This is a genomic window from Amycolatopsis sp. NPDC048633 (genome assembly GCF_040650695.1).
GTDB lineage: Bacteria > Actinomycetota > Actinomycetes > Mycobacteriales > Pseudonocardiaceae > Amycolatopsis.
The window spans coordinates 67,600-81,716 of the sequence record NZ_JBEZHS010000016.1 but is presented as its reverse complement, the minus strand read 5'-3'; the positions used below and the strand labels follow the sequence as shown (position 1 = coordinate 81,716).

Genomic DNA, 14,117 nt, shown 5'->3' with positions numbered 1-14,117 from the left:
CCCTGAGGGTGCCCTTCACGGCCTTCGAGCGGGAGGCTCAAGCTGCGGCAGGAAGATCGTCGCCGAGCGCGCGGTGCCCGGCGTCGGTCAGTTCGGCCGGGGCCCACTGGCCGCGGGCCGGCGTGCCGATCGCGCGGATCAGCCCGGCCCGGGCGAGGTCGTGGGCGGTGTTCTGGTCGCAGCACGACAACCCGTCCACGCGGAGGTCGGGTTCACAGCTGCAGCGGAGCTCGGCGCGTCCGTCGGCGATCGCCTTCAACATGGCGATCGCGCGGCGGCTCAGCGCGCTCGGGTGGAGGGACATCGGTCTGGCCTTTCGACGCGGCTGGGTTTTCCGGCGGCGAGTTGCTGCAGCTCGTTACCCAGGACTACGAGCCGGACGTGAGCACGGTTCATAACGATCGGTCCGGTTGGCCTCTTGACAGCGGAAGGCGCAGCGAGCAGGGTCATTCATCGGATGAATCAGCTCTGCCAGCGACAGATCGGCCAGCTAGGGGCGAACTCTGTCGTCATTCCGCCCTAGTCATCCGATCCCTGGAGGTTCAGTGACGACCTTCCCTCGCCGGCAAGCCCTCGGCATCGCCCTGGGTGGCGCCGTGGCGCTCAGCGCCGCCGGCCGTACCCCGGCCGGTGCCAGTGGCGCCACCCTGCCCGTGGACGCCGCTCCGGACAGCCCGGGCACCCCGATCGTCCCGCCCCCGCCACCCGTGCCGGTCGCGCTCGACGCCTGGTTCTCGAACGACGGCATCGACAGCGCCTCGACCCCCGGCGGCGACTTCGACGGCTCCGGCTACACCTTCCCGGCCGAGCACCTGCCGGTCGGGCAGACCGCCACCGTCGGCGGCGTCCCGTTCCGGCTGGGGTCCGCGGCCGCCGGCGCCAGGAACGACATCGTCGCCACCGGCCAGACGATCGACCTGCCGAAGGGGCGGTACTTCGTCGCCTACTTCCTGGTCGCCGCCAGCTACGGCACGACCGGCGGCATCGCCACCGTGCACTACGCCGACGGCACCACCAGCACCGGCTCCCTTTCCGGTCCCGACTGGTACACCGGCACCGGCGCGCTGGTCTCGCCGTTCCGCTACGCACCCGGCGGTGTCGTCGATAACAACCCGGTTTCCCTGGCCACCGGCCAGGTCTGGGTCGACCCGGCCCGCGACGCCGTCGCCCTGACCCTGCCCACCACGGCCACGCCGGCGCCGAACGTCTCCAGCCTGCACGTCTTCGCGCTCACCCTGCAGCCGGTGGCCGTCGGCCGTTCGGCGCTCATCCTCGACGGCCGCTCGACGGCCAACCTGCTGACCGACGGCGGTCCGCAGGCCGCCGAGGCGACCGTCGTGAACGCCGGCACGGTGTGGCTCGGGGCGCGGGACAAGATCACCGTCACCGTCGACGTCCCCGGTGGCCGGACGACCGTGCCGGCGAGCATCCGCGCGCTCGCGCCGGGGGAGCAGGCGACGGTGCGGCTCGGGCTCGCGCCCAACGCGTCCGTCCCGCCCGGGACCACCACGAACGGCCAGGTCCGCGTCACGGCCGGCCGCGGCACCCTCGCCACCCAGCAGGTCCCGATCACCCTCGGCGTCCCGGACTTCCGGCCGACGGACGCGTCCCTGTCGACCCACCGGGCGCCGTACTGGTTCACCGACAGCAAGTTCGGCATCTTCATCCACTGGGGCGTGTACGCCGTCCCCGCCTGGGCGCCGGTCGGGCAGCAGTACGCGGAGTGGTACTGGCAGAACCAGCAGGACCCGAACGGCGCGACCTACGCCTACCACAAGGAAAAGTACGGCGAGGACTTCGCCTACGACGACTTCATCCCGATGTTCACCGCGAAGAAGTTCGACCCGCGCACCTGGCTGAAGCTGATCGCGGACGCGGGCGCGGAGTACTACGTCCTGACGTCCAAGCACCACGACGGCTTCGCGTTGTGGGACACCAAGGTCAGCGACCGCAACTCCGTGAAGCTCGGGCCGAAGCGCAACGTCATCGCCGAGCTGTTCGCGGCGTCCCGGAAGTACACGCCGCAGCTGCGCAACGGGCTGTACTTCTCCCTGCCGGAGTGGTTCAACCCCGACAACCCGTGGATGGGCCACGCGCCGCGCAACCCGTACACCGGCGCGCCGCTGCCCTACACCGGGTACACCGCCGGGAAGGACTTCGTCCGCGACTACCAGGCGCCACAGGTGCTCGAGCTGATCTCGGAGTTCGACCCGGACGTTCTGTGGTTCGACATCGGCGGTGACAACGACAGCCGGACCGTGCTCACCGAGTACTTCAACCACGCGAAGAACCGCAAGCGCCCCAAGGACGTCACCTACAACGACCGCGGCGGCATCCCCGACCACGACTTCACGACGCCGGAGTACACGACGTACCCGAACACCGTGGTGGCGAAGTGGGAGTCGAGCCGCGGTCTCGACCCGTTCTCCTACGGCTACAACCGCGCGACCCCCGACGACCGCTACATGACGGCCGAGGAGGTCGTCCGGACGCTCGTCGACATCGTGTCGAAGAACGGCAACTTCCTGCTCGACATCGGCCCGGACTTCGACGGCACCATCCCGGACGTCATGCAGAAGCACCTGCGCGACGCGGGCGCGTGGCTGAAGGTCAACGGCGAGGCCATCTACGGCACGACGTACTGGTCGCGGATGGCCCAGCTCGGTGACCTGCGGTTCACGGTGAAGCAGAACGAGGCGTTCTACGCGCACTCATTGGTGGCGCCGGGCAGCAGGCTGGTGGTCGACGCGCCGGTGCCGATCCGCAGCGGTGACCGGGTGACGATGCTCGGGTACCGCGGGAACCTGCACTGGACCGTCGAGAACGGCTCACTGGTGATCGACGTCCCGGCCGCGGCCCGGCAGGCGGGCCGCTACGCCTGGGTGTTCAAGATCGCCTGGAGTTAGAGGTCGGCATTTTTCCCGATGTACAGCTCCGCGAACGCCGCCGCGGCCGCGGGCGAACCCAGCAGGCGACGCATCCGGGCCTCCGCGATGCGCGCCGCGAACGGGTTCTCGCCCGCGGCCGCGGTGTTGTGGAAGATGTCCGACAGCCACAGCGAAAACTCCTGGTACTGCCACACCAGCGGCAGGCACGCCTCGGAGTACCCGGCCAGCCGGGTGGGGTCGCCCGCGTAGTGCGCCTGGTAGGCCTCCGCGAGCAGGAACGCGTCGTGCAGGGCGAGGTTCATGCCCTTCGCCGCGATCGGCGCGACCAGGTGCGCGGACTCGCCCGCCAGGTGCAGACGGCCGTGGGACATCGGCTCCACGACGTAGTTGTGCATGTCGAGGATCCGCTTCTCGATCAGCTTTCCTTCGGTGATCGGGCCGTCCGGCACCGCGAGCCGGGCCTGCAGCTCCGTCCAGACGCGCTCGTCGGGCCAGTCCGCTTCGGTTTCTCCCGCCGTGGTCTGCAGGTAGAACCGCGTCACCGTGGGCGTGCGGGCCATGTGCGCGCCGAACCCGCGCGGGTGAATGCCGAACAGCACCCCGGCGGCGGACGGCGGTGCCTCGGCGAGCAAGGCCAGCCAGCCGATTCCGTAGTCGTGGTGGGATTTCACGGTGGTTTCCGGGGGCAGGTGGCCCTGGGAGACGCCGCGGGCGCCGTCGCAGCCGGCGATGAAGTCGCAGTCGATCCGGTGCTCGCCCTCGGCGGTCCGGAACGTGACGGCGGGGGAGTCCGACGTCAGGTCGTGCAACTTGACGTCGGAGACCTCGAAGACGGCTTCGCCACCCGTGTCGGTGTACTGCGCGACCAGGTCGGTGACCAGGAGCTGTTGCGGGTACACGAAATGCCGCTGCCCGGTGACGTCGCCGTAGCGGAACGCGTGCCGCTGCCCGGCGAACCGGAACTCGAACCGGTCGTGCCGCGGGGCCTTCGCGACGAGCTGCTCGCCGAGCCCGCGCTGTTCGAGCCCGCGGACGGCCCACTCCTCGATGAACCCGGCCCGCGGCCGCTGTTCGATGAACGCCCGGCTCTCCTGCTCCAGCAGCACGCAGCCGATTCCCGCGCGCCGCAGGAGGTTCGCCACCGTGAGCCCGGCCGGGCCCGCCCCCACCACGGCCACCGCCGTGCGCCTCGCCACCATGCGCCCGAGGGTAGCGCGAACCGGGCAAATCGCTCAGTAGCTGTGTCCGATCAGTAAAACTGGCGCAGGACCGGCCACGCCGTCGACCACGGCTCGGTCAGCGTGCACAGCGAGACCATGACGCCTTCTTCGTCGTTGTCGACGCCTTCGGCGTTGTGGTGCTTGGCCACCAGGCGGCACCCGGTGATCAGCCGCGACGCCGGCGAGTCGCGCTCGAAGCTCCCGATGAGCAGCACCGGGCCGACCTGCCGGTCCGGCGGCGGGCCCCAGTCGGCGTAGGACATGTGCGGGGAGTACGGCTGGGGCAGTCCGCGCGCGGGTCCGTAGTGCTCGAGCGCGCCCGCTTCCCCGTAGTTCCCGGCGACGATCACCGCGGTGTCCCGCTCGGTGTCCGGGATCCGTGCCCACGCACCGGCGACGGTGTCGGCGAACGCCGGCCAGCCGACCTGCTCGCCGGGTTCCTTGTTGACCGCCAGCAACGGGCCGTTCAGAGCCGACGCCGGCACCACCGGGAGTCCGGTGAGGACGGACACGGCCGCGCACACCACGGCCGCCGCGCCGGTGAGCGCCCGCCGTGCGGTCCCGCCCCGGCCCAGCCACCGCAGCGCCGGCTCCGCGCCGAGCGCCACCAGCGGCAGCAGCAACGGCACCGAGTAGTACGGCTTCCCGCCGAGGGCCAGGAGCTCGACGCAGACGACCGGGTAGGCGATCGCGAGCGCGCGGGCCCAGCGCAGGTCCGGGTCGCGCCACGGCCGCACGAGCCCGGCGATCCACACGGGCACCAGCAGGGGGGAGAGGTAGACCAGCTGCATCGGCACGAACAGGGCGCGGTTCTCGGCGCCGTCGTCCCCGCTGATCCCGCCGGCGACGGTGAGCATCGGCCAGCCGTGCGACGCCTGCCAGAGCACGACGGGGGCGGCGACTACGGCGGCGATCCCGACGCCGGCCGCGAGCCACCACGTCCGCAGCACCCGGCGCGGCCCGGCGACGGCCACGCCGATGCCGAGCCCGGACAACAGGAGCAGGACGAGCCACTTGTTCGCCATGCCGAGCCCGGCGGCGGCGCCGACGGCGAGCCACCACCGGCCGTCACCGGTGCGCAGGAGCCGTAGCCCGAACAGCGCGATCAGCGACCACAGCAGCACGTCCGCGGAGTTGGTGGCCAGCATGTGCGACACCACGAGGACGTACGCCGACAGCGCCGTCGCGATCGCGGTGAACAGCTGCGTGCCGCGGCCACCGCCGAACTCGCGGGCGATCAGCGCGACGACGACCACCGTCGCCATGCCGAGCAGGGTCGCGACCACGCGCAGGCCGGTCGGCGTTTCGCCGAACAGCGCCGTCGACGCGTGCGCGAGCCACGGCGTGATCGGCGGGTTGTCGACGTAGCCCCAGTCCGGCCGGTGGCCCGCCGCGACGAAGTACAGCTCGTCGCGGTGGAAGCCGTAGCGGCCGGACAGCACGGTCAGGATCACCGCCTGCACGGCGACGACGAGGCCCACCGGCACCGCGGCGAACCGCGGCAGCCGGGACAACCCGGACCCCCGGAAAACCTCCGTGCGACCGGCCCCCATGGCAGTCTCCCCTCGGCGTGCCCGGGATCGTACGCCGGTGATCATGCTTCCGGGAGCGCTCCGACGAATTCGCCGCCCGCGTCCGCGACGAGCTCGGTCAGCGACTGCGCGCGGCGGATCGGCGTGAATTCGACGTCGCCGCGTTCGGTGACGGTGAACCCGTGGACGGCCGGGCGCGGCAGCGTGTTGTAGGCGTAGTGCGCGCCGAAGTAGTAGGCGCCGGTGTCGTGCGCGACGACGAGGTCACCCGGCTCCAGCAGCGGCAGCGGCCGTTCGCGCGCGAGGAGGTCGCCGGCGAAGCACAGCGGCCCGGCGATGTCCTGTGGTACCTCGGGTCCGGTCTTCGGCGTGCCCGCGGCGTCGAGCGCGGTCAGCCGCAGCGGCCAGTGCTCCGGCTGGAGCACCGTGCGGGCCGCGACCTGCGCGCCCGCGTGCGTCACGGCGATGTGCCGGCCGCCCGCGACCTTCGTGTACTCGACGGTGCTGACGAGGAAGCCGTTCTTCGCCAGCAATGACCGGCCGAACTCGGTGACGAAGGTGTAGTGCCCGTCGGCGAGGGCCGGGACGCGGGCGAGCAGCGTCGCGACGTAGCCGGCGTAGGTCGGGCCCGGGTCCTCGGAGGCGAAGTTCACCGGCAGCCCGCCGCCGAGGTCGAGACTCGTGACCTGCCGGCGCCCGGCCGCGGTGTTGATCTCTTCGGCCAGCTCGTGCACCGCGGCGACGCCGTCGGCCATCAGCTCCGGCGGGCAGCCCTGCGAGCCGACGTGGACGTGCAGCCGGGTCAGCCACGGCCGGCGCGCGAACGCCTCGGTGATGAGGGTTCGGTTGTCCCGCAAGGGAATGCCGAACTTCGACGTCGTGGTCGCGGTGCTGGTGTCACCGATCCGGCCGCCGCCGACCTGGGGGTTGATCCGCAGGCCGAGCACCGAGCGCGGGTTGTCCCCGACGAGCTCGTCGAGGCGGGCGAGCTCCTGGAAGTTGTCGGCGTTGACCGCCGTGCCCTCGCGCAGGGCGTGCGCGAGTTCGGCGGTGGTCTTGGCGGGGGAGTCGAGGACGAGCCGCGGGCCGCGGACGCCGGCGGCTTCGGCGACCGCCGTCTCGCCCGGGCTCGCGACCTCGGCGTCGACCCCGAGGTCGGCGAGGTACCGCAGGACGGGCGCCAGGCCGCACGCCTTGGCGGCGACGGTGTGCTGGACCCGGCCCAGCGGCGCGAACGCCTTGGTCAGGTCTTCGACGGCTTCGCGGCTGCCGGCGAGGTCGACGAAGCCGGCCATCGGGTCGAGGAGGCCGTGCTCCGCCGCGGCGGCGAGGGCGTGGAGCTTGCGGTCGGTGCGGTTCACCTTCCCAGGAGAGCAGCGGCGGCGGTGGCCGGTCCAAGACTTCGTCCCACCGGGTTTATAGGACCAGCCTATAGTGGCTGGGTGGACCTGCGCCGTTGGCACTACTTCGCCGTGCTCGCCGAGGAGATGCACTTCACCCGCGCGGCCGCGCGGCTGTTCGTGTCGCAGCCGTCGCTGAGCCAGCAGATCCGGGCCTTCGAAGCGGAGCTGGGCGTGGCGCTGCTCGACCGTTCGGGCCCGCGCTTCGCGTTGACGGAGGCCGGCCGCGTCGCGGCGGCGGAGGCGCGGGAGCTGCTGGGCCGCCTGGACCGGGCGCGCGGCGTGATCGCGGCGGCCGGCCGGGGCGACGCGGGCCGCCTCCGGATCGCGTACACGCGGTCGGCGCCCGGCCCGCTGGCCGGCGACCTGGTGGCGGCCTACCGTGCGCGGCACCCGGACGTCGAGCTGGCGCTGGAGACGGGCTGGACGAGCCTGAACCTGGCCCGGCTGGCGGCGGGCGAGATCGACGTGGGGTTCGTCCGGCCGCCGGTGGTGGCGCCGGGCATCGAGGTGGCGGTGGTGGGGTCGGAGGAGGTGCTGATCGCGCTGCCGTCCGGGCACGCGCTGGCCCGCCGCCGCGGCCGCCTGCGCCGGGCTTGGATCGCGGCGGAGCCGGTGGTGTTCTGGCCCCGCGAGAACGGCCCGGGTCAGTACGACGCGATCAGCACGCAGGTCTGGCCGGGCGGGGTGCCGCGGATCGTCCGGGAGGAACCGGAGGACGAGCAGCTGATGCGCGCGGTCGCCGAGGGCGCGGGCGTCGCGGCGGTGCCGGAACACCGGGCGCGGGGGTTGAAGCGCCGGGGAGTCGTGTTGCGGCGGTTGGAGGAGCCGGTGCCGGTGATCGATCTGGGGCTGGCTTGGCGAGCCGGCGTGCCCGGGCCGGTGGTGCGGGGGTTCGTGGAGCTGGCTCGCGGTGCGGAGGTGTAGGCGGGCAGGCGACCTGGATCACCCGGGCGAGGCGGCCCGCCCGGCGTATGCTCTCGGCGGACAGGAGGGGATTTCCCATGGCAGGTCACGAAGTCACGGACCGCATCGCCGACCTGATCGACGAGGAGCACCGGCTGCGTCAGGGCGCGCTCCACCACGGCGGGCTGACCCCGGACGAGCGTCTCCGGCTCAAGGACCTCGAACGCCAGCTCGACGCCGCCGTCGACCTCCTGCACCGCCGCCAGGCCCTGTCGGTCTTCGACGACGACTGAGGCGGTTGGCGCCCGGGTTTAACCGTCGCCGAGCGCCGACCGGACGGCCGCCACCACGTCCGGGTGGCCGAGAGGCAGCGGCGGCGGCACCCGGTCCGCCGGGCCGCCGGTGCTCGACGCCACCACCCGCACCTCCGTGCCCGCTTCGCGCAGCTTGGCCACGACGTCGTCGTGCTCGGCCAGCCAGGCTTCGTCGGCCGCGGTGGCGTCCCCGGACGGGAGCCAGGCGTCCGACGCGGGGTCGACCAGCAGCAGGTACGCGGCCGCACCCGTGTGGCGTTCGACGAGCTGGAGGGCTTCGGCCGCGAAGGGACCGCTCGCCACGACGGCGATCTCGGGGTCACCGGGCCCGTGGTCGCCCACGAGGTCGTCGGCCTCGGTCAGGGCGCCACCCGCGGCGATCCGGCACCAGAAGATCGCGCGCCGCTCGGCCAGGGGCCGCCAGGTCGCCGGCAGTTCGCCGTGCCGCGCGGTGCCGGCCGGGTCGAGCACGATGATCTTGGGCCCCGACGGGTCGCCGATGGTGACGACGGGCGGGCCTTCGGAGCGGGTGGGGTCGGGTGCGGCGGCCATTGCGGCCTTCCCTTCAGCGGCGGGGGAGTTCGGGGGAGTCGGTGTCGAGCGGTACCGCGCCGGAGCGGACGAGTCCCAGCTGGACGGTCTGCCGGCCGGTCAGCCGTTCCAGGAGCCAGTCGACCGCCGTGCGCACGCGGTTGCCGGGCATCGCCATGAGGTGGTACGCGCGGGTCACGGCCTTCGCCGGGAGCCCGGAAAGAGGGATGTGCAACGGGTTCGCGGCGGCGGCGCCGGCGCCGAGGTCGACGACGAAGCCGAGGTCGTGGTGCCGGTAGGTGCCGAGGCGACCGTACCCCAGCGACGCCGCCACGTTGCGCCCGGCGAGCTTCCCCTGCCGCTCGGCGTGCTGCGCGGTCATCGCGGTGTACTGGCCGGGGCGGGTGAGGTCGGGCACCGCGGCCGCGTCACCGCAGGCGAAGACGTCGTCGTGCCCGGGCACGACGAGTTGTTCGGTCACGCAGAGCCGGCCCTTCGCCGTTTCGAGCCCGAGGTCGGCCACCAGCGGGTCCGGCCGCACGCCGACGCACCACACGAGGGTTCGGGTGGGCACCGGCTCGCCGTCGGTCAGCGTGACGCCCTTGGCGTCCGCGTGGTCGACCGAGGTCTTCATCAGCACCTCGACCCCGCGGGCGCGCAGCACCTCGTCGGCGGTCTTGCCCAGGCGCTTGCCGAGCTCGGGCAGCACGCTCTCGGCGACGTCGAGCAGCAGCCAGCGGATCTTCTGCCCGGCCAGCTCGGGGTGGCGCGCGGCGAGGGCGTCGGTGAACGCCGGACCCTGCGCGGCGACCTCGGTCCCGGTGTAGCCGGCGCCGACGACGACGAACGTGCAGCGCGCGTCGCGTTCGGCGGGGTCCTCGGCCGTGGCGGCCAGTTCGATCTGGCGCGTGATGTGGTCGCGCAGATACAGCGCCTCGGGCACGCCGCGGAACCCGTGCGCGTACTCCGGGACGCCCGGGATCGGCAGGAGCTTGTTGACGCTGCCCGCGGCGAGCACCAGCCGGTCGTAGCCGATCCGGTGCTCCCGGTCTTCGGGGTCGGTGTAGGTGACGTGCCGGGCGTCGAAGTCGACGCCGGTCGCGACGCCGAGCAGGAGCCGGACGCCGCGCAGCGTCTCGGGGATCGAGACCGTGACGCGCCGCGGGTCGAGGATCCCGGCCGCCACCTCCGGCAGCAGCGGCAGGTAGAGGAAGTAGTCCGTGGGGTTGAGCACGACGACCTCGACGTCCTCACCGGCCGCCTTCCGCAGGCTCTTGGCCGCGTGGTAGCCGGCGAAACCACCGCCGACGATCACGACTCGCATGGATCTCCTTCCGGGCCGGATTTTTCCTCTTCCGGCGGTTACCCGAGGCCGGGGCGGGGAAACCCGCGGGGTTGACCTCCGGGCCGAGGGGCGTACGGTCAGGGGGTTGGCTGTTGTTCAGAATCAAGTGCTCCGGTCAGCGCCCCTGCACGCTGCGATAGGGAGCGCCATGTACTGCTTTCGCACGATCGACGAACCGTCCGGCCTGACCTTCACCACCACCGAGCGACCGGGTGGGATCCACGTGGTCACCTTGGTGGGCGACATCGACGCGGCCACAGTCGAAACTTTCGATGAAGCTCTCGCGACGGGTGAACGGCTGGTCGTCGACCTGACCCGGGTCGCTTTCCTCAGCTGTGCCGGCGTCCGCTCGCTGCTCGACGCGAACGGCCGCGCCCGGCTCGCCGTCGTCCTCGGCGGCCACGCCGTCACGCGCTCGCTGGAGGCCACCGGCGCGGACGTGCTGCTCGAGATCCACCCCAGCGTCGGCGTCGCGCTCGCGAACCTGGCCCCGGTCCCGGAGCCCGGCCGGGAGGCGTGACCGCCCGGCGGCCCCGCCTCCCGCCGTCCACTGTGGTCAGTCGTCCGGCCAGTCGCCGGTGGCCTTGCGGTACCCGACGGCACCCGCCCGCTCGGTCGCGGCCTTGACGGCACCGAAGATCGCGCCCTGCACCGCCGCCGCGATGATCACCTGCGTCCAGGTGTAGTCGCGGTCGATGGCGTCGGGCGCGTCTTCTTCGCCGGCCGCGCGCTTCCAGACCTGCTTGAACACCTGGCCCGCGAGGAGACCGCCGAGGGCGCCCACCGCCCAGCTCAACGGCTTGTACACGACCTTGTTCACGAGTCGTTCCTCCGTCGCAGGATCAGCCGGATCACGATCAGCAGGCCCAGCACGCCGGCGAAGATCGGCACCGGGTTGCTCCGCACGACGTCGGCGCCCTGGCGGAACTTGACCGCGGTCGGCTCGTTCGTCACGTCGGCGACCTTCGCGGTCGCCTGGTCGAGCTTCTCGTCGACGTTCTCCTTGACCCGGGTCTTCACGTCGAGCTTCTGCCCGAGCGCTTCCAGGGTCTCGGTCAGCTCCTCCCGGGTGGTGTCCCGGTCGAGCCGCGCCTCTTCGGCGTTCTTCGGGAAGTCCCCGCTCATGTGTGCACTCCCTGCTTCACGGTGTCCACGTCCTGGCGGACCCCGCTGATGGCTTCTTCGGGCACCGGCGGCACGGCCTGCGTGACCTCCTTCTTGCCGACCAGCGCGGCGATCCCGGCGACCACGAACAGCGCGACCGCGACGATCACCGCCGCCAGCCAGCCGGGCACGACCAGCGCGAGCGCCAGCACGGCGGCCGCGACCAGGGTGCCGGCGCCGAACAGCGCGAACAGACCGGCCGCGCCGAACAACCCGGCGCCGAGGCCCATCTTCTTGCCCTTGCGCTGCAGTTCGAAGACCGCGAGCCGCATCTCGTCCCGGACGAGCCGCTTGACCTCGCCGGTCAGGTCCGTCACCAGCTCTCCGACCGAGCGGTCGGCCGCCGGCTTCTTGTTGACTTCTTCGATCACGGAACACCTCCTTGCCTGGCCGCCGTGTACCCGGCTCCGCCCGGGGTCAACCACGCCGGGTTCGACCGGTTCGGCCCCGGCGAGCTGCGGTAACGCCGGCCGCTCGGGCACGTCACCCACACGAGTGACGCGGCGGGCAGGGGGTGTTCCGCCGCGTTTCGCGTCCGGAGGCCTCGGGTAGGCCGCAGGCATGACTTCCCCCGACGTCCCGGCCGTGGAACTGAACAACGGCGTGCGGATCCCGCAGTTCGGGTTCGGCGTGTTCCAGATCCCGCCCGAGGAAACCGCCCAGGCCGTGCGGAGCGCGCTCGAGGCCGGCTACCGCCACCTCGACACGGCGCAGCTGTACCGGAACGAGGAGGGCGTCGGCGCCGGGGTCGCGGAATCGGGGATCCCGCGCGAAGACGTGTTCGTCACCACGAAGCTGGCGAACGACGCGCACGGCCACGACAACGCGATCACGGCGCTGGAGGGCAGCCTCCGGCGCCTCGGCTTCGACTACGTCGACCTGTACCTGATCCACTGGCCGTTGCCGCACAAGGACAACTACGTCCGGACGTGGCGGGGCTTCGAAGACATCCTGCGCGCGGGCAAGGCCCGCGCCATCGGCGTCTCGAACTTCCAGCCCGCCCACCTCGACCGGCTCGCCGAGAAGACCGGCACGGTGCCCGCCGTCAACCAGATCGAGCTGCACCCGGCGTTGCAGCAGACGGAGCTGCGCGCCTACCACCAGGAGCACGGCATCGCCACGGAGGCGTGGAGCCCCTTGGCGCAGGCCGAGGTTCTCGAAGACCCCGTGCTGACGGACCTGGCCGGGAAGCACGACCGGACGGCCGCGCAGGTCGTGCTGCGCTGGCACCTCCAGCTCGGCACCATCGTGTTCCCGAAGTCGTCGTCGCCGGACCGGATCCGGGAGAACATCGACGTGTTCGGCTTCGAGCTCGACGACGAGGACATGACGGCGATCGGCAAGCTCGACGACGGCCGGCGCACCGGGCCGGACCCGGACACCTTCACGGGGTGACCGCGGCGTTTCCCTCCGCTACCGGCCGGGTACTTCACCCGGAGAGGTCCCCCTGGAAGGAGCGTTCGGCATGAGCACCAACGCGTATCTCTCGTTTCTCGTGATCGGGGTGGTGCTGGTCCTGGTCGACGGGCAGATCATCTACCGCAGCGGCCGTCGCTACCTGGAGAACTCCTACGGCGACCCCGCGGCCGGCGCCTCCATGACCCGCCTGGTCACGGTGCTGTTCCACCTGGGGACGCTGGGCGTCCTGGCGCTGGTGTCGACCATCGACATCGGCGTCGGCATCACGGGCGTCGTCGCCCGCGTGGGCGTCCTGCTGCTGATCCTCGCCCTGGCCCACGGGATCACGCTCGCCGCGCTCTCCCGCATCCGCGGTGAGCAGGAGGTGGAGGCGGTCGTCCAGCGCGGCGGCCGGCAGCAGCGGGTGGAACCCGAGCCGCAGGGGCCGACGGTCACGCCGGCGCCGGGCCAACCGGGCACGTACCCGCAGGTCAGCCCGTCGCTGGAGAACCGGTCCCCGTACTCGGCTTCGTAACCGGATTTCGGTGCGAGGGCGGCACCTTCCCTCGGGAAAGTGCCGCCCTCGCACCGTGTCAGCGGTCCGCCACCGGCAGGTCCACCTCGGTGTGCCGGGAGGCGAGCGTCCGCGCCAGGTCGGCCAGCTTGACGTTCAGGTCCTGGGACGCGCGGCGCAGCACGTCGAAGGCTTCGTCGGCGGTGATCCCGCGGCGCTGCATCAGGATGCCCTTCGCCTGGCCGATCACGTCGCGGCTCTCGACCGCCTGGTGCAGGTTGGCCACCTCCAGCTCGGCCGCCGCCACCGCCTCGGTGTGGGCGAGCGCGAGCGACGCGTGCGTCGCCAGCAGGAGCGCCAGGTCGATCGCGCGGTCGTCGAACGCCCCCGGCCGGCTCGAGTAGATGTTCAGCGCGCCCGAGAGCCGCGGCGGGCGGGCATCCGGGAGCAGGGCCGTGGCCAGCACGGAGTGGTAGCCGTGGGCGGCCGTGCCCGGGCCGAACGACGGCCAGCGCGGATCGCGCGCGAGGTCCTGGGACCGGGCGATGGCCGGCCCGTCGGGGCGGGCCGACTCGACGCACGGCCCTTCCTCGTGGTCGTACTGCAGCTGGTCCAGCCGCACCGCGACCGGGTCGGTCTCGACCGGCGTGTGGTACTTGCCGTCGGGTTCCCGCAGGGTGACGCTGACGAGGTCGGCGTCCGGGACGATCGCGCTCGCGGCGCCGACGACGAGCCGGAGCACCCCGCCGACGGTCGGGGTCACGTCGAGCAGCCGGCGCGTGAGGTCGGCGAACTGGCCGGCGAGCGGGCCGGCCGGCCGGTCATCGTCGCGCCCGAACCTCGCCCGCTCCCGCGACCACTCGTCTTCGCCGATGCTCATGCGTCTCCGTCGTCTCCGGGGATGG

16 protein-coding genes are annotated in these 14,117 nt (G+C 72.4%); 6 read left to right on the top strand and 10 right to left on the bottom strand.

Translation table 11 applies throughout. The features are described from left to right. Nucleotides 1-37: 37 nt before the first annotated feature. The gene (locus tag AB0C38_RS26680; protein ID WP_360678108.1) at nucleotides 38-304 is read right to left on the bottom strand and encodes a hypothetical protein; all 267 of its coding nucleotides are present in this window, start codon (nucleotides 302-304) and stop codon (nucleotides 38-40) included. Between the two features lie 241 nt (nucleotides 305-545). Here AB0C38_RS26680 and AB0C38_RS26675 point away from each other — a divergent pair, with 241 nt between their 5' ends. Next, nucleotides 546-2,906, top strand: a complete 2,361-nt coding sequence (locus AB0C38_RS26675; RefSeq protein WP_360678106.1) for an alpha-L-fucosidase — start codon at nucleotides 546-548, stop codon at nucleotides 2,904-2,906. Here AB0C38_RS26675 and AB0C38_RS26670 read toward each other — a convergent pair. Genes AB0C38_RS26670 through AB0C38_RS26660 form a run of 3 tightly spaced genes read right to left on the bottom strand, consistent with a single transcriptional unit; the run spans nucleotide 2,903 to nucleotide 7,001 of the window. Further along, nucleotides 2,903-4,087, bottom strand: coding sequence for a 4-hydroxybenzoate 3-monooxygenase (locus AB0C38_RS26670; RefSeq protein WP_360678104.1), 1,185 nt, complete (start codon nucleotides 4,085-4,087; stop codon nucleotides 2,903-2,905). The genes AB0C38_RS26675 and AB0C38_RS26670 overlap by 4 nt on opposite strands. Before the next feature lie 50 nt (nucleotides 4,088-4,137). Beyond that, nucleotides 4,138-5,661 (bottom strand): glycosyltransferase family 39 protein, encoded by a 1,524-nt coding sequence (locus AB0C38_RS26665; RefSeq protein ID WP_360678102.1) that lies wholly within the window; start codon nucleotides 5,659-5,661, stop codon nucleotides 4,138-4,140. A 41-nt stretch (nucleotides 5,662-5,702) separates the two neighbouring features. Then, the gene (locus AB0C38_RS26660; protein ID WP_360678100.1) at nucleotides 5,703-7,001 is read right to left on the bottom strand and encodes a diaminopimelate decarboxylase; all 1,299 of its coding nucleotides are present in this window, start codon (nucleotides 6,999-7,001) and stop codon (nucleotides 5,703-5,705) included. Nucleotides 7,002-7,082: 81 nt separating this feature from the next. Between AB0C38_RS26660 and AB0C38_RS26655 the strand changes: the two genes are divergently transcribed. Further along, on the top strand, nucleotides 7,083-7,967 hold the full coding sequence (locus tag AB0C38_RS26655) for a LysR substrate-binding domain-containing protein (RefSeq protein WP_360678097.1): 885 nt from the start codon (nucleotides 7,083-7,085) through the stop codon (nucleotides 7,965-7,967). 77 nt (nucleotides 7,968-8,044) lie between these two features. Continuing rightward, nucleotides 8,045-8,239: a DUF2630 family protein gene (locus AB0C38_RS26650; protein WP_360678095.1), complete on the top strand. Its 195-nt coding sequence runs from the start codon at nucleotides 8,045-8,047 to the stop codon at nucleotides 8,237-8,239. An 18-nt stretch (nucleotides 8,240-8,257) separates the two neighbouring features. On the opposite strand, the gene AB0C38_RS26645 is transcribed toward AB0C38_RS26650, so the two are convergent. Beyond that, nucleotides 8,258-8,812, bottom strand: coding sequence for a hypothetical protein (locus AB0C38_RS26645; RefSeq protein WP_360678093.1), 555 nt, complete (start codon nucleotides 8,810-8,812; stop codon nucleotides 8,258-8,260). 13 nt (nucleotides 8,813-8,825) lie between these two features. Further along, entirely contained in the window at nucleotides 8,826-10,115 is a 1,290-nt protein-coding gene (locus AB0C38_RS26640; RefSeq protein ID WP_360678091.1) for an NAD(P)/FAD-dependent oxidoreductase, read from the bottom strand. A 169-nt stretch (nucleotides 10,116-10,284) separates the two neighbouring features. On the opposite strand from AB0C38_RS26640, the gene AB0C38_RS26635 reads away from it, so the two are divergent. After that, nucleotides 10,285-10,656, top strand: coding sequence for an STAS domain-containing protein (locus tag AB0C38_RS26635; protein ID WP_360678089.1), 372 nt, complete (start codon nucleotides 10,285-10,287; stop codon nucleotides 10,654-10,656). A gap of 36 nt (nucleotides 10,657-10,692) precedes the next feature. Here the strand turns inward: AB0C38_RS26635 and AB0C38_RS26630 are convergent, their stop codons facing one another. The 3 genes from AB0C38_RS26630 to AB0C38_RS26620 are packed head-to-tail and all read right to left on the bottom strand — an operon-like array spanning nucleotide 10,693 to nucleotide 11,671. After that, on the bottom strand, nucleotides 10,693-10,956 hold the full coding sequence (locus tag AB0C38_RS26630; RefSeq protein ID WP_360678087.1) for a DUF4235 domain-containing protein: 264 nt from the start codon (nucleotides 10,954-10,956) through the stop codon (nucleotides 10,693-10,695). After that, nucleotides 10,953-11,261 (bottom strand): DUF3618 domain-containing protein, encoded by a 309-nt coding sequence (locus AB0C38_RS26625; protein ID WP_360678085.1) that lies wholly within the window; start codon nucleotides 11,259-11,261, stop codon nucleotides 10,953-10,955. The genes AB0C38_RS26630 and AB0C38_RS26625 overlap by 4 nt, the downstream gene beginning before the upstream one ends. Further along, nucleotides 11,258-11,671 carry a phage holin family protein gene (locus tag AB0C38_RS26620; protein ID WP_360678083.1) on the bottom strand — a complete coding sequence of 138 codons (414 nt, stop codon included), beginning with the start codon at nucleotides 11,669-11,671 and terminating at the stop codon, nucleotides 11,258-11,260. Before AB0C38_RS26620 ends, AB0C38_RS26625 begins: the two co-directional genes overlap by 4 nt. Nucleotides 11,672-11,861: 190 nt before the next feature. On the opposite strand from AB0C38_RS26620, the gene AB0C38_RS26615 reads away from it, so the two are divergent. Together AB0C38_RS26615 and AB0C38_RS26610 are read left to right on the top strand one after the other, a co-directional pair. Beyond that, entirely contained in the window at nucleotides 11,862-12,695 is an 834-nt protein-coding gene (locus tag AB0C38_RS26615; RefSeq protein WP_360678081.1) for an aldo/keto reductase, read from the top strand. Between the two features lie 70 nt (nucleotides 12,696-12,765). Continuing rightward, the gene (locus AB0C38_RS26610) at nucleotides 12,766-13,233 is read left to right on the top strand and encodes a hypothetical protein (protein ID WP_360678079.1); all 468 of its coding nucleotides are present in this window, start codon (nucleotides 12,766-12,768) and stop codon (nucleotides 13,231-13,233) included. Between the two features lie 58 nt (nucleotides 13,234-13,291). On the opposite strand, the gene AB0C38_RS26605 is transcribed toward AB0C38_RS26610, so the two are convergent. After that, entirely contained in the window at nucleotides 13,292-14,092 is an 801-nt protein-coding gene (locus tag AB0C38_RS26605) for a GAF and ANTAR domain-containing protein (protein ID WP_360678077.1), read from the bottom strand. Nucleotides 14,093-14,117 lie beyond the last annotated feature (25 nt).